This window comes from Sulfitobacter geojensis (assembly GCF_000622325.1).
Taxonomy (GTDB): domain Bacteria; phylum Pseudomonadota; class Alphaproteobacteria; order Rhodobacterales; family Rhodobacteraceae; genus Sulfitobacter; species Sulfitobacter geojensis.
This window is the reverse complement of record NZ_JASE01000005.1, coordinates 508,518-524,376: the sequence shown is the minus strand read 5'-3', so window position 1 is coordinate 524,376 and position 15,859 is coordinate 508,518. Positions and strand designations below refer to the sequence as shown.

8 protein-coding genes are annotated in these 15,859 nt (G+C 62.2%); 4 read left to right on the top strand and 4 right to left on the bottom strand.

The annotated features are described in order from the left end of the window. The first annotated feature begins 46 nt into the window (after positions 1-46). Genes Z947_RS0104585 through Z947_RS0104570 form a run of 4 tightly spaced genes read left to right on the top strand, consistent with a single transcriptional unit; the run spans position 47 to position 6,742 of the window. Entirely contained in the window at positions 47-1,054 is a 1,008-nt protein-coding gene (locus Z947_RS0104585; protein WP_025043139.1) for an AAA family ATPase, read from the top strand. Beyond that, positions 1,051-1,935, top strand: coding sequence for a DUF58 domain-containing protein (locus Z947_RS0104580; protein WP_025043138.1), 885 nt, complete (start codon positions 1,051-1,053; stop codon positions 1,933-1,935). The genes Z947_RS0104585 and Z947_RS0104580 overlap by 4 nt, the downstream gene beginning before the upstream one ends. Then, entirely contained in the window at positions 1,932-4,703 is a 2,772-nt protein-coding gene (locus Z947_RS0104575) for a DUF4159 domain-containing protein (RefSeq protein ID WP_025043137.1), read from the top strand. Before Z947_RS0104580 ends, Z947_RS0104575 begins: the two co-directional genes overlap by 4 nt. Further along, positions 4,700-6,742: a membrane protein gene (locus tag Z947_RS0104570; RefSeq protein ID WP_025043136.1), complete on the top strand. Its 2,043-nt coding sequence runs from the start codon at positions 4,700-4,702 to the stop codon at positions 6,740-6,742. The genes Z947_RS0104575 and Z947_RS0104570 overlap by 4 nt, the downstream gene beginning before the upstream one ends. Here Z947_RS0104570 and Z947_RS0104565 read toward each other — a convergent pair. Genes Z947_RS0104565 through Z947_RS0104550 form a run of 4 tightly spaced genes read right to left on the bottom strand, consistent with a single transcriptional unit; the run spans position 6,739 to position 15,797 of the window. Further along, on the bottom strand, positions 6,739-7,674 hold the full coding sequence (locus Z947_RS0104565) for a nickel/cobalt transporter (protein WP_025043135.1): 936 nt from the start codon (positions 7,672-7,674) through the stop codon (positions 6,739-6,741). The genes Z947_RS0104570 and Z947_RS0104565 overlap by 4 nt on opposite strands. Beyond that, positions 7,659-8,354: a DUF1007 family protein gene (locus Z947_RS0104560; RefSeq protein WP_240477510.1), complete on the bottom strand. Its 696-nt coding sequence runs from the start codon at positions 8,352-8,354 to the stop codon at positions 7,659-7,661. The genes Z947_RS0104565 and Z947_RS0104560 overlap by 16 nt, the downstream gene beginning before the upstream one ends. Continuing rightward, positions 8,347-10,365: a penicillin-binding protein 1C gene (pbpC, locus tag Z947_RS0104555; RefSeq protein ID WP_025043133.1), complete on the bottom strand. Its 2,019-nt coding sequence runs from the start codon at positions 10,363-10,365 to the stop codon at positions 8,347-8,349. Before pbpC ends, Z947_RS0104560 begins: the two co-directional genes overlap by 8 nt. Then, on the bottom strand, positions 10,362-15,797 hold the full coding sequence (locus tag Z947_RS0104550; protein WP_025043132.1) for an alpha-2-macroglobulin family protein: 5,436 nt from the start codon (positions 15,795-15,797) through the stop codon (positions 10,362-10,364). Before Z947_RS0104550 ends, pbpC begins: the two co-directional genes overlap by 4 nt. Positions 15,798-15,859: the final 62 nt, after the last annotated feature.

Genomic DNA, 15,859 nt, shown 5'->3' with positions numbered 1-15,859 from the left:
GAGGTAGGTTAGACTAAACCGATATAACCCTTAGGAAGCAAATGTCATGACCCAAGCCGACGACATGGTGGCCCAGATTGAAACATTGGGCGCAAAGCTTGGCACGGCCAAGCAGTCGATCACCAACCGTTTTATCGGGCAGGAAAGGGTGGTCGACTTGACGCTGACCGCACTTTTGTGTGGCGGTCACGGTCTGCTGGTCGGGTTGCCCGGTCTTGGAAAAACTCTGCTGGTCGAAACCCTTAGCACCGTAATGGGGCTGGATGGCAGTCGTGTTCAGTTCACGCCGGATCTGATGCCCGCCGATATTCTGGGTTCCGAGGTGCTGGATACAGCGCCGGATGGCAGCCGTGCGTTCCGCTTTGTCGAAGGGCCGGTGTTTTGCCAGCTGTTGATGGCTGATGAAATCAACCGCGCCAGCCCGCGCACCCAATCCGCGCTGTTGCAGGCGATGCAGGAAAAGACCGTGACCGTCGCGGGACAGGACCGCACTTTGGGTATTCCGTTTCACGTTTTGGCGACCCAGAACCCGATCGAACAGGAAGGCACCTATCCCCTGCCAGAGGCGCAGCTGGACCGTTTCCTTGTGCAAATCGACGTCGCCTACCCTGACCGCGATACCGAACGCGATATCCTGCTGGCGACCACGGGTGACACCGATGCACAGGCCACACAGGTGTTCACGGCGCAAGAGTTGCTTGATGCGCAACGCTTGTTGCGCCGCATGCCGGTTGGCGACTCTGTTGTTGAATTGATCCTTGATCTGGTCCGCGCATTCCGTCCTGAAGAAGAGGGCGCGAGCGAGCGGGTGCGTGACACTGTCGCTTGGGGGCCCGGCCCGCGTGCCGCGCAAGCCTTGATGCTGGCCGTCCGCGCACGCGCCTTGTTGCAAGGGCGTCTGGCACCGTCTGCGGAAGACGTGCTCGATATGGCGCGGCCCGTGTTGTCGCACCGGATGGCGTTGAACTTTGCTGCCCGCGCCCGCGGAGACAGCCTGCAGGGGTTGATCGATGAAACCGCCATCCACCTGACCGGAACGAAAGCAGCCGCGTGAATACCCCCGTCACCCTTCGCGCCACCGCCGAGGATCAGGCCGCGCGCCTGCCGGCATTGCTGGCGCGCGCCGAACATCTTGCCGGCGCGGTGTTGCTGGGTGCGCACGGGCGCAGGCGGTCCGGCGTGGGCGATGATTTTTGGCAATACCGCCCCGCACAACAGGGCGACAGCCGGCGGATGATTGATCACCGCCGGTCCGCTATGGGAGATCAGGAATTTGTGCGCGAGCGCGAATGGCAGATCGCGCAATCGGTGATGCTTTGGGTGGATCAGGGTGCCTCCATGCGGTTTTCCTCCGACAAGGATTTGGCAGAAAAAGCGGACCGCGGGCGGGTTCTCGGGTTGGCGTTGGCGATCCTGCTGCTGCGGGGCGGCGAACGGGTCGGCCTGACCGGCACCCGCCTGCCGCCGCGCACCGGTAATCCGCAAGTGTTGCGGCTGGCCGAAATGTTCTGCCAGGATGACGACACCGATTATAGCCCGCCAGAACATCGCGCCATGATCCCGCATGCCCGTGCGGTGTTCATCTCCGATTTCATGGGGGACCTAGATGGCGTACAAACCGCGCTGACCAAAGCGGCGGATCGCGGGGTGCGCGGGGTGATCTATCACGTGCTGGATCCGTCCGAAGAAGTGTTTCCTTTTACCGGACGCACGATATTCGAAAGCGTCGGCGGCACGCTGCGCCATGAAACGCTAAAGGCAAATGACCTCAAGGGGCGTTATCTGGCGCGTTTGGCAGAACGCAAAGCGGAGCTTCAGCGCCTTTGCGCCCTGACCGGTTGGCAATACGGGCTGCACCATACGCACACCTCCGCGCAATCGGCGCTTTTGTGGCTATACGGCGCGCTGGACGCCCGCGCCGGAGTGGCCGCATGACCGTTCTGGGAAACATCGGCTTCACCGCGCCCTGGCTGTTGCTGGCGCTTCTGGCATTGCCCATCCTCTGGCTGATCCTTCGCGCGGTCCCACCTGCGCCAATCCGCCGACGCTTTCCCGGTGTCGCATTGCTGCTTGGGCTCAGTGACGACGAAACTGTTTCCGACCGCACCCCATGGTGGCTTTTGTTGCTGCGGATGTTTGCGGTGGCCGCGATCATTCTGGGGTTGGCAGGACCGGTCCTGAACCCGCAAGCGGATCAAACCCCGGGGGATGGTCCCTTGCTGATTGTGCTGGACGGATCATGGGCGGGCGCGACCCGTTGGCCCGAACAAACCGCCGCGATAGAGGCGCAGTTGACCCGTGCAAGCCGTGCTGAACGCACCGTCGGTTTCCTGACGCTCACCCGCCCCGATGCCCCGGCGTTCCAGTCTGCAGATGTCTGGCGTTCCCGTTTGGCAGGGCTTGCCCCTGCCGCGTGGCAACCCTCATCAACCGACATCGAAAAATCTACTGAAATCATGGGCGAACTTGGCGCATTCGATACGATCTGGTTCAGTGATGCGCTTGACTTTGAAGGGCGCGATACGGTGCTGGACGCCATGCAGGCACGCGGCACCGTCGAGGTCTATCAGACGGCGGCCAATGTGCTGGCCATCGCGCCTGCAACTTACGAAGATAGTATCGTCAAACTGTCGGTAGCCCGTGCAGCCGCAGGACCGGAACGAACGGTGGTCGTACAGGCCGAAGGGCGTGACCCTGCGGGCAATGCTCGCATCCTCGCCTCGGCAAATGCGGTGTTCGGCAATGGCACGACCCAAGCCACGGCAGAGCTGTCCCTGCCCGCAGAGCTGCGCGCACGCATCACCGGTTTCGCCATCGCGGGGCAACGTTCAGCTGGCGCAATCACGCTGGTGGATGACGCCCTGCGCCGCCGCGAAGTGGCGCTGATCGGCAGTGACAGCGACCGCGAAGGCCTGCAACTGCTATCGCCCTTGCATTATATCGAACAGGCGCTGGCCCCGACGGCAGACCTGATCGATGGTTCCATAACCGATGTGCTGCCCGCCAATCCTGATGTGATTGTGTTGGCAGACGTGGCGACCCTGGCCGATGCAGAAGCAACACCGCTGCTGGAGTGGATTGATCAGGGCGGCATGCTTGTCCGCTTCGCTGGTCCACGGATTGCCGCCAGCGACATCAGCCGCTTTGACGAAGATCCCTTGATGCCCGTGCGCCTGCGCGCTGGCGGGCGCAGTGTGGGCGGCGCGATGAGTTGGGGCGAGCCCAAATCGCTGGATGCGTTCAAGGACAGTTCGCCCTTCTTTGGCCTGTCGGTGCCCGACGATGTTGTGGTGTCAGCGCAAGTTGTGGCGCAACCCGACCCCACATTGGCGGACCGCGTGATCGCATCGCTCAGCGATGGCACGCCGCTGGTGACACGCAAGGTTGTGGGCCAAGGGCAAATTGTTCTGTTTCACGTCACAGCAACAGCGGAATGGTCCACGCTCCCGCTGTCCGGTCTGTTTGTCGAAATGCTGGAACGGCTCGCTCTGTCCTCCGCAGCGGCCTCGCCTGATGCGGGGGATCTGGCCGGCACCACTTGGACCCCGCGACAGGTAATGGATGGATATGGCGTCCTTTCCGATGCCGGAAATCTGCCCGGTGTCGATGGCGGCGATCTTGTTGGCGCGCCCGCAGGCCCTGCCTTGCGCCCGGGGATCTACAGCAGCGGCGAGCGGCGTCTTGCACGCAATGTGTTCGGTGCCCAAAGCACGCTGACACCAGCCAGCTGGCCCCTTGATGTGCCCGTGCGGGGTCTGGCCGTTCCCCCCGAACAACCGGTGGCGGGTTGGCTGCTTAGCCTGTCGATCCTGTTGCTGTTGGCTGATATCGTTGCATCGCTGGCCCTGTCGGGCAAGTTGTTGCGCCGCAGCAATGCAGCAGCTCTGGTGTTTCTGGCGCTGCCGTTTGCGGGCATCGCCCCGTCCGCAGACGCGCAAACGGATGCCGACGCTTTCGCGCTTGCCGCCACGACCGAGGTATCGCTGGCCCATGTCATCACCGGTAACCCGCAGGTCGACGAAATCGCAGCCGCAGGCCTGCAAGGGCTGTCGGACACGCTGTTTTTCCGCACATCCATCGAACCGGCCCCCTCAACCTCCGTTGATCTGGAGACGGATGAGCTGGCTTTTTTCCCGATGCTATATTGGCCCGTCACGCCGGACCAACCGCGCCCCTCTGCCGAGGCCTATGTCAAGCTGAACGACTATCTGCGATCCGGCGGCCTGATCCTGTTCGATACACGTGACGGCAATATCGCCGGTTTCGGCACCGCCAGCCCGAATGGGCGCAAACTGCAAGACCTTGCCGCGCCGCTGGACATTCCTCCGCTTGAACCGGTGCCCGAAGACCATGTCCTGACGCGCACCTTCTATCTGCTGCGTGATTTTCCGGGGCGCCACACCAGCCGCGACATCTGGGTCGAGGCCGCGCCGCCGAATGCCGAACAGATAGAGGGCATGCCATTTCGCAACCTGAACGACGGGGTCACACCCGTGGTGATCGGGGGCAATGACTGGGCCGCCGCATGGGCTGTGCGCCCTGACGGTGCGCCACTGGTTCCCATTGGACGCGGCTATGGCGGGGAACGGCAGCGCGAACTTGCCAACCGCTTCGGAGTGAACCTGATCATGCATGTGCTGACAGGAAATTATAAGTCGGATCAGGTGCATGTGCCTGCTCTGCTGGAACGGCTGGGCCAATGACCGCAACACTTGTATATGATCCGCTGATCCCGTTTTCCCTGCTGATCGTGGTGACAATCATCGCGCTGATCGGGTTGATATTGGCGATCCTGCGCGGGCTGAACGGATGGGCTTTGCGCGGGGCCGCAGCAGCGGTGGTGCTGGGCGCATTGGCAAATCCGTCTTATCAGCAAGAAGACCGCGCGCCGCTCAGCGACATTGTCCTGTTGGTCGAGGATGAAAGCGCAAGCCAGAAACTGGGCGGGCGGGCCGCGCAAACATCCGACGCGGCACAGGCGCTGGCCGCACAGATTACCGCACGGCCAAATACCGAAATCCGCCGGATCACCGTGCCCGATGGCATGGGCGATGCAGGAACGCAGGTGATGACGGCCATCACCGATGCGCTGGCCGAGGAACCGCAGGCGCGCATTGCCGGCATTCTGGCGATCAGCGACGGGCGTGTGCATGACGCTGATCTGCCTGTCGATCTACCCGCACCGATGCATCTGCTGATGACGGGTAAAGAGGCCGACTGGGACCGCCGCTTGACGGTCAGCAACGCACCTGCCTTTGCGATCATTGGCGAAGCGGTCACGCTGACCTTGCGCATTGATGACCTCGGGAATGCGCCGGCGGGCGAAACCCTTGCGCCGCTGGACATCTCCATCGACGGCGAACCGGCGCAGACCTTTCGCGTGCCGATTGGTCAGGACCTTGAGCTGCCCGTGACCCTGCCCCATGGCGGGCGTAATGTGATCCGGTTTTCCCTGCCGGAAGCGCCCGGCGAGTTGACCGACCGCAACAATGCGGCCCTGATCCAGATGAACGGGGTGCGCGACCGGTTGCGGGTGCTGCTGGTCAGTGGTGAACCACATCCCGGCGGGCGCACATGGCGCAACCTGTTGAAATCAGACAGCTCTGTCGATCTGGTCCATTTCACGATTCTGCGCCCACCGGAAAAACAGGACGGCGTGCCGGTAACCGAACTGTCGCTGATCGCCTTTCCCACCCGCGAGCTGTTCATGGAAAAGATCGAGGATTTCGACCTGATCATCTTTGACCGCTATCAACGGCGCGGCATCCTGCCCGCGCTCTATCTCGACAATGTCGCGAACTACGTGCGTCAGGGCGGTGCGGTTCTGGTGGCTGCCGGTCCTGATTTTGCAACGGCTGACAGCATTTACCGCTCGCCCTTGGGTGCGGTCATCCCCGCCACGCCAACCGCACGCGTGCTGGAAGAACCCTACAGTCCGACTGTGACGGATTTGGGTCAGCGCCATCCGGTAACGACCAATCTGCCCGATAACGGCGATTGGGGACGCTGGTTGCGCCAGATTGATGTCGCCGAACCGCAAGGCAATGTGGTGATGGAAGGCATCGACGGACGCCCCTTGCTGGTGCTGAACCGCGTTGAGGAAGGGCGCGTGGCACTCCTCGCCTCGGACCATGCATGGCTGTGGAGTCGCGGATATGAAGGAGGCGGACCGCAGTTGGAACTGCTGCGCCGTCTGGCCCATTGGATGATGAAAGAACCAGAACTTGAGGAAGAAGCGCTGGTTGCCACGGCCGAGGGCCAAAGCATGCGGATCACACGCCGCACCTTGGGCGAAACCGTGCCACCGGTCACCGTGACCGGACCGGACGGCAGCACCGTTGAGGTACCGCTGACCGAAAGTGCAGATGGTGTGTTTGACGGGGCGTTCGAAGGCCCCGAGATGGGGCTTTATCGACTGGATAACGGCGATCAGACCTCTGTGATCGGCCTTGGCCCTGCAGCCCCGCGCGAATTTGTCGAGACCATTGCCAGCGGCGATGCCTTGGCACCGCTTGTTACTTCGGTACGCGGCGGCGTGGCACGTCTGGAGGACGGTTTGCCCCGGTTGCGCAACGTGCGTGCAGGGCGTCCTGCGGCGGGGCGCGGCTGGCTCGGGATCACGCCGCGCGGCGCTTACGAAACCCGCGATATTCGCCAGACGGCGATCCTGCCCGGATGGTTGGTTTTGTTGCTATCGGCGGCGTTGATCACCGCTGCATGGCTGCGTGAAGGACGCCGTTAAAGCGCGCGCAGCAGCAGGCCACCGGCGAGGAACACAACCGCAATACCTGCCAGCACCTCAAGACCCGCCATCGCCCGCGCGAGCTGGGGTGAGCCGCTGAGCCCTGCCAACATACCGCCGCGCAGACCACCGGCCACCAGCCCGACAAAGATGGTGACAAGCGCTGTGCCGAACGCCATCGCAAAAGCACCCGCAATGCCAAGCCCGCCAATGCCCATTTGCCATGTGATGATCAGCACAAACAACGCACCGGTGCAGGGGCGCACCGCAATGCCCGCGATCAGCATCAAAGCCTCGCGCAGGCTTGTCACATTTTCGACCTGATCCAGCGAAGGACCATGGGCATGCCCGCAACTGGCGCAGTGGTGGTCGTGCCCTTCATGGGCGTGATCATGGGTGTGGTCGTGGTCATGCGTGTGATCATGCTGGGTGCCCGACGCGCGCGACGACAGCTTGCGCACACCACGCCAGACCAGCCACAAACCGATCAACGCGATTGCACCATAGCTGACGGGTGCCATAATCGCTTCGGTCATCTCCACCATCGCTTCGCGGCCAAGGTTCAACACCAGCACACCGGCATAGACCAGAAGCACCGCCGTAACCGCCTGACCCAGCGATGCCGCCAAGGCGATCAGCGACAGGCGCAGCATCGGAACCTTACGCGCAAATCCATAGCCCCCGATCAGGACCTTACCGTGCCCCGGCCCGGCCGCATGTGCCAGCCCATAGGCGAAACAGCCCAACAGCACCGTCGTGATTGCGGCCGCTTCTCCTGCACGGACAAGGCGCAAGGCGCGCGCAATACCGTTCTGGAAATCGCGTTGCTGGGTTGCAGCCCAAAAACCCAAACGGTCAAACCCGCCGGTGAACCAGAACCACCCCAACGCGACAAAAACGAGGCAGGCGGCGATACTCAGGACATGTCGCATGTCACACGCACCGTGGTGGCCATCAGGACGCCAATGTCTGGCGTGTTTTCGTCCGACATTTCATCCATCGCCGCCAATTGGTCGCTCACCTCTTGCATGCGCGCCTGAACATCGGGCACCTCGAATGCCTTGTCGCAGGACGTCGTACCCTTGATGCGTACCGGCAGTGTGACGTCATAAGCGCTGTAATAGGTTGGATCGTAAGGCTTGATCTCGATCGGGGCACCGACGGTTTGATCCTGCGTCACTTGCCGCACATGGGTCGTGGTAATACGCGCGTTTTCATAGACGGCCGTGGCCTGCATCGGCGCAGAAAGCGTCAAGGTGCGCCCGTCTTGCGTGATCACCAGATCGCCGTTGAACCCTTCGGACCATTGCATGTCAAACCCTTGAAGATCGGCTGTTTCCGCTTCGGTCAACACACCGTCAAAGTCGGGGTCAAGCCCGCGGTCTTCGGTGATCAGCAGCGAATAAAACTCGTCATAGGCCCATGTGATCCGCACTTCGCTCAGTTGGCCCTTTGCGTCGAACTGCAAGTCCAGTCCGGTATCCACAAAGATATGCGGATGGGCAGCCAGCGGCGCGGCGGTCATCAGGGATAAGGTAAGGGCGAGCACGTGTTTCATGGTATTTTCGAAATAGGGCATCGGATCGCGCACAACAAGATCACGATCATTCAATCCTGATCTGAACACTTGCCGACTGGCCTGTGGCATCGACCACCGAAATTCGCGAAAACCCTTGATCCAAAAGCGGTAATTGAATGTCGCGGCGGTTCAGGCCGGTCAAAACCGGCACCCCGTCGATAAGGACAGTCAGCGGAAATACGCCAGCCGCAAGTTTCAGCGGCAGCCCGTCACCGTTCCGGCGCAGCACCGCACCTTCTGGAGGGAACCGCACCACCGGCGCATTCACGGTTTTGCGAAACACCGCGTCGCGGGGCCGGAACCGTTGCAGCGGCACCGGCAGGGCCGCCGTGCTAACGATCAACGTTTCGGGCGGTGGCGGAGGCAGCAGCGCCGGCACCGGACTGATCCGACCGAAGGCTTCGAACAGGACAGGAGCCGCCAGCGCACCGCCAAAGGCACCGGGCACAGGCGTGCCATCGGGCCGCCCTAGCCAGACGCCAATGACATGCGCCCCGTCAAATCCGATGGCCCATGCATCACGATGGCCATAAGACGTGCCGGTTTTATAGGCGATGTGACGGACATCTGCCGCGCCCTTGGGTGGGGCGATACTGGCAAGGATATGTGACACCTGCCAAGCGGATGCAGGGGACAGGATGTTGCGCGGCGGTTGCGTAACGCCCTGCCGCCAGATCAACGGATGTACCACACCGCCTTGCGCCAGCCCGCCATAAAGCTGCACAAGGTCATTCAGACTTAGCCCCACACCGCCCAATGCCACGGCCAACCCCGCCTTGCCGGCAAGTTGCGGTTTGGCACCCCCCTTGCGCATCAGCCCCATCAGTCGCGCCGGACCCAGTTCTTGGGTCAACAGCACCGGCGGGATGTTCAGCGACAGTTGCAACGCCTCGCGCACGGTAACGTCGCCGCGAAACGCACCGTCGAAATTCTGTGGCGCATAACGGCCAAAGGCCACGGGGGAATCGTCGATCAATGTATCAGGGTGCGCCAACCCCTGATCGAACGCCATGGCGTAGATAAATGGTTTCAGGGTCGATCCGGGCGACCGCAGAGCCCGCGTCATATCCACAAAACCCAAAGCACCGCCTGTGTCCGCATAAGCGGGCGACCCGACCGAGGCCAGGACCGCGCCACTGCGATGATCCGCGACGACAATCGCAGCGGATACGCCAGCGGGGTGCCCCCGCACTGCACGGGCGGCAAGGGTTTCCATCTGCGCCTGCATCCGCGCATCCAGCGTCAGATCATGGCGCAAGGCAACGGGATCCTGTGCATGCAGCCGGTCCGTCAGATGCGGGGCAAGGCGCACAAGCGGACGCATGGTTTGCGGGATTGCGGCCATGCGGATTTGATCGGGTGCCGCGACCCTTGCCAAAACCCGCGCACGGGCTGCTTTTGCGGCCCTTGGATGACGGTCCGGTCTGCGTGTTTCGGGGGCTTGTGGCAGGGCGACCAGCAATGCCGCCTCTGCCATCGTGAGCCGCCGCGGCTCTTTGCCGAACCATGCCAGACTGCCCGCCCGCAGCCCCTCCATCGCGCCACCATAAGGCGCGTGGGCAAGATAAAGTGTCAGGATCTCATCCTTACCGAGCTGTTGTTCCAACGCCAAAGCCAGCCTGATCTGGCGCAGTTTGCCGGCCCATCGTCCGGTACCGGAGTTTTCCAGCAATCGCGCCACCTGCATCGTCAGGGTCGATCCGCCGGACACAACACGCCCCGACATAACCGCCTGACCCGTGGCGCGCAGCAAGGCCAGCGGATCAACGCCGCTGTGACGGTAAAACCGCTTGTCCTCATATGCGATCAACATCGACACGAACGCCGGGTCCACTTGATCCAACCGCAGTGCCAGTCGGACGCGGCCATCCTCGACCGGAAACACCCGCATCAAAACGCCGTGCCTGTCGCGCATCTCGACCGAGGTTTCGACCAGCACGGGCGGCAAAACGGTGGCACCAACCCAACGGTCCACTTCGTCACGCAAAGCAGCTGCACCCCAGAGGGCCAACACCAGCACAAAAGGGACAAGCCGGCGGATCATGGCGTGACAGTCACCGATCCGGTTGCGGTATTGGCGCGGTATTCAGCGCGGTACATGTCTTCGACCGTGGCGGCGGGGTGATGATAAACCCCCGGTGTCACAGCCCGCACAACATAGGCCAGTTGAAACGGCTTTGCCTCGCGATGGTTCACGGCCGCGACAAAGCGGTCACTGCGGAATTCCGCGTTTTCGCTGTCTTTGGTTTGAAGCCAGTCGAGCGCGCCAATCTCGCCACTGCGCAAAAGGTTCGGGTTGTCGATTTCAAACCCTGCCGGCAGCGGGTCGTCGATGATCAACCGCGCGCCGACTTCCTCAAAGGGGGTGACCTCCAGCACCACAACCAGCCGCGTGCCGGATGGGACAGGCCCCTCAACCGGTGTTCCTTCCATCGTGAAGGTACGGCGCGTGATTTGATATCCGTACCCGCCCGCATCCGGGGCAACTTCGGGCACGCCGTAGGCGGTCATCGTGACGTCCATCGCGCTTGCGCTGATGTTCTCGATCATGGAACTGCCGCCGGTACCCGCGTTCAGGCGTTTCACGACGGGACCACTGGCATCAACCCCATCCACCCTTAGCTTTGCCACCGCATCCGGCGTGCTTAATGCATGTGCTGCCAGCACAACTTGCGCCGCTTCCTGCGTGGACAGGCGGCTGTTGCCAGCATGCAAGCTCGCGGTCAGGGCAACGGGGTCAAGCGCGTCACTTCCAGCTTCGGCGCTGAATTTCAGGACAGCGGCGGTGTCGCGCAGGGGCGTGCCGAAATCGTCGCGCCATTGTCGGGTCGGCGTGTCCCTGTTCAACATCGCGCCCGCCTTGCGGAACATCGCATCAGCCCGCAGCGGATCGCCATAGGCGGCCAGCGCCGTTCCCAGTTGGGCCAGCGCCAGCGGTGTCGCAAAATCCTGTGCTTTGGTATCCGCATAATATCGCAGGTCCCCCATGCTGGCCGCACCGGCACGTGCCAGTACCAGCAGCGCATAAGCGATATCTTCGCCGCCCTGATCGAAATCGGGCGCATAGCTGATCCGGTTGCGCAGATTGTCCATCGCCAGCGAATAGGCAAGGTCCGGTATCGCGTGGCCCTGCGCGCGGGCGCGGAACAGGAAATCGGTGACATAGGCGTCCAGCCAGAATTCACCGGAATTGGCCCGCCATAGCCCGAATGCACCGTTACTGGATTGTCGCGTCAAAATCCGCGCGATGGCCTGTGTGATCTTGTCGTTGATCTGCGCCGGTTCTCCCAGCCCTGCCGATTGCGCGACCGAACTCAGGTAAAGCAGCGGCATCGCACCGGAGGTGAGTTGTTCGGTGCAGCCATAAGGGTAGCGGTCAAGCTGCTGTAGCAAACCCGGCACGTCAAACCGCGCCAGCGGACCGGCAGTCAGGGTGGCGGTGCCCGTGCCCGCACGCAGACCGGCAAAGACATTGTCGTCAAAGGTGAAGGTTTCGCCCGCCCCGAGCGAGAATTGCCGGGTCAGCGCCACCTCTGGATCATTATCGCGCACCGGCATGTTCAGCACCTTGCGCAGCTCGGCCCCCTCCGGTGTGGTCAATACAATAGTGATCAGGTGATCGCCGATTTCACGTGCGGTGACCGGTATGTTCAACCGCGCGCTGGCGTTTTCATCCAGACGCACTGTGGCAGGCACATCGCCCAATGCAACACCGGCATCCGCATAGATCTGCAACGCGACATCACCCGCAGCCCCGGACGCATGTACCAGTTCCAGCAACAAGCGGCTGCTGTCTTGGGGGGCAAGGAAACGCGGCAGTGAGGCGGTGACGACAACAGGGTCTTTCGCAACAACATCAAACGTTGCATCGCCCACAGCGTCTGGCGACCAGGCCACAGCCATCAAGCGGATCGTCCCGTTGAAAGCCGGTTTGATGATCTCGACCTCGGCGTAACCATCCGCGCCAACCGCCACGGGGCCCGTAAAAAATGCCATCAGTTTTTCGGTCGGCGGCGGCGATTGCACCTGAACGCTGGCCGCCGCATCGCCGCCAGAGCGGACTGTGCCCAATGCGCCGTTCATCCCGTCGATCAGCCGCCCATAAATATCGCGCAACCCAACCCCCAGACGGCGCTGGCCAAAGTAGTGGTCTGTAGGATCAGGCGCATCAAAACCGGTAAGGTTCAGGATACCCAGATCAACCGCGGCAAGGGTGACATAGGCGGTCTGCCCTTCAGCAATACCATCGACCAAAACGCGCGCCGTCACGGTGCCCGCCTGCCCATCAAGCTGTTCGGGCACATCAAAACTGACGTTCAGCTTTTTGTCAGCCGGAGCAACGGCAGCATGGACCAATCCCAGTTGACGGCTGGGGTTCAGCCCTGCCGCAACATCCATCCCGCGCAGCACCGAGGCCGTCACATAGGCACCGGTGCCCCAGTCTGCATTCACCGTCAAAGCCACTGTATTTTCGCCCGCAGTAACCGGCACGACGCGGCGTTCAATCACGCGATTAGACAGCACGCTGATCATCGCTACGCCCTCACCGCCAGCGACAAGGCGCAGGGTGGCGGTATCGCCGGTTTCATAGGTTTCTGCGTCAAGGGACAGGTCCAGCCGGTCAGGCGTATCTGTCCCACCGTCACCGCCGTACCAACCGGCAGAAAACTCAATCGAGGATACAGTATACGGGCTGCCGATGCGTTCCGCGACAAGCTCGTACCTGCCCCATTCGGTCGGAGCGGTGATCCGCATGGCAGTGCCATCCAATGCCACATCGCCCGTCGCAACACGGATGCGCCGCGTGACGGGTTCCCACTCCCAATTGCCGTAAAGCTGATACCATTGATACCGTGTTTCGACCTTGTTCACGGTCCAGCGCACAGGCATTTTGCCGGCGGTGCCATCGGGGTTCATTGCGACCAGATCAAAGGCGGCGTCAGCCCCTTCGGGCAGCACCTCGTCAAACGCGGGCTTGATCCCGATCAGGGTCGTTGCAGGCGTGACCGCCTTTTCAACGCGCCGCTCTACCGGACGCCCCGACCCTTCAGCGACACGCAAAGTCACAGTGGCATTCAACGGGGTTTGTGGCTCCTCGTCCAGTTGCGGCAAGCGCAGGGCCAGCGCGGCGCGCCCCTGAGCATCTGTTGTGGCACCTGCGATCACTCGGGTCTGCCTGCGAAAATCCGTATCGTAGCGGCCAAATCTGTAGCCGTGCCAACCGCTTTGTACGCGCGTGGGGCTCAGCCGCACATCGCCGTCCACCTTCAGGTTCGCACCGGGTGCCCCGAAAAAATAGCGCACATCGACACCAAGGGGCGGCGTTTGATCAAGGCGCAAGGGCGCATCAGGCAGGGTGATGTCAAAGTCGATCCGCTCGGGCAGGAAATCCTCTACCAGCACGGTTTGGCTGGCCAGCGCCGGTGCGGCAAGATCGGTGTGAATATCCAACCGCCACGCGCCACGTGGCACATCCCCGCCCAAAGGCAGCGCAAAAACATGACCGCCCGCTTTGCTGTCGCGGCTAAGCTGACGGCTGTATTCAACCCCGTCAGGGCGTTTCAGAACGGCGGTCACCGGCAGCCCTTGCGATGCGCGGGCCTGACCATCGCGCGTCAGCACCGTGGCATAAATCACCTCGCCCACGCGGTACGCCCCGCGATCCGTTGTCAGAAACGTATCAATCGGCGGGGCGGGCGCGTGGCCTTCCACGCCGCGGTCGGACAGATCGAATGCCGGATCCGTCAGCGGCAGGAAGGCTACATCGCTGCTGCCCTCTTCGGCCATCAACAGAGCCGGTTGCGCGGCACCGTTGCCGCGCGTCAGCCCCGCCGGAAATTGTGCAAATCCGTCAGCGTCGGTCGTCACCTCGCCCAGCACCGCATTGGCGCGGCTGATCAAGCTAACCTTGATCCCTGCCGCCCCCCTGGCATTGCCAAGCCTGCGCACGGCGATGTGCATGCCGTCCGTCCCGCTCCATGTTGTAATGCCCAAATCGGACAAGACAAACCATTGCAGCGCAGCGGGGTTTTCATACCGGTCCTGACCTGGCACCGCAGCGCTGAGCGTGTAAACACCCGCAGGCTGATCCTCCAGCGCCGCGGCAAGAGGCAAGCGAGTGGTCATATCCACGTTCAACTCGTTCTGCACCGTGGCTTCGCCGGTCCAGACCTCATTGGCCAGCGCATCCGTGAAACGGTCATCTTCATGTGCGCTTAGCGGACGTCCGAAATAACTTTCGCGGATGGCGCGCACCAGATTGCGATCACTGACCCGACGCAAGGACAGTTCAAGCGTAGTCGCATTCACCGTCTCGACCGGCAAGGCTGCATCGGCACTACGCGGCAGGACATAGGCACGGCCCGCGAAACGGACCGAAGCGGCGCGATCCCGCACATAAAGCTGTAGGGTTACATCCTTGTGCAGTACTTCACCGCTTGCCGCTGGCAGGCCCGCGCGAAGGGTGACCGTATAGCGTGCGCCATGTTCCACCCCGTCGATGCAAAGCTGGCTGTCGTCGGTTTGTACAACCAGACCGCGCCCTTCAACACGCACGAAGGGTTCGTAATCGACGCCCGCCTGTACCAGTTTTTCGGAAAACTCCGTGCAGATGCGCGGCGCGGCTGCATTGTTGTCAACGCGATGCTCCGTGACGCGGAACCCGTATTTACCAATGGCATCCTCAAGCGCAGCACTCAGATCGTCGCGCGGGGTGATGTCCAACGCAAGGCGCAGCGCCGGTATCATGTCGCGGCCCCGATTATTGGCTTCAAGCGCTTGCGCCAATACGCGCAACGCCTCCACACGCGAACCGGACTGATCCGCCCGAAAATACCCGTTGATTGCCGCCTGCAACGCGGCGCGTCGGGCGCTGCGCCGTTCAGCGTTCTGGCCGGATTTGGCCCGCAGCAGGGACAATCGCGCATATGCTGTCCACAAATCCGCGCTGTCTGACAGGGCTGCAGCCTTGCCCGCCCAGCGTTGGGCCACAACGGTTTCACCCGTTTGTTCGGCGCGGATCATCGCGGAGGTCAGATCCTCTATCGTTTCCCCGTCAAAACTGTAGCGCGCCGCGTTCGCCGCGACCAATGCGCGCGCCGCTTCGAAATCACCCGTCTCCAGAAACGCCAAATCATTTTGCCGCGCCGCCTGAGCGGCCAAAACACGCGGTTCTGTCGCGGTCTTTTGTGCCGAAACCGCACCGACGTAAGGCTGACGTTCCGTGATGGCCGATTTCGGGAAACAGGCGTTGTTGCGGGTGTTAAACGTATAGGCGACACAGGCCTCTTCGGCAGAACACGCACGCGCGCAAGCGGCTTGTGTGGTGTCGAACAGATTGGTCAGATCAGCACCGAAGAAATCCGTATCCCGCGATTGCAAATACCGCTGTTCAGGCAGCGCATTCTGGGCTGCCGACTGTATCGCGCCGAGGCTCAAAAACGCCCATGCCAATCCTGCTGCCATCACAAGCCGCATCGGAAATCTCCTTTTTTTATCCTCTCAGCCTGACACGCCGACAGGGAGTCGGGCAAGTCTCG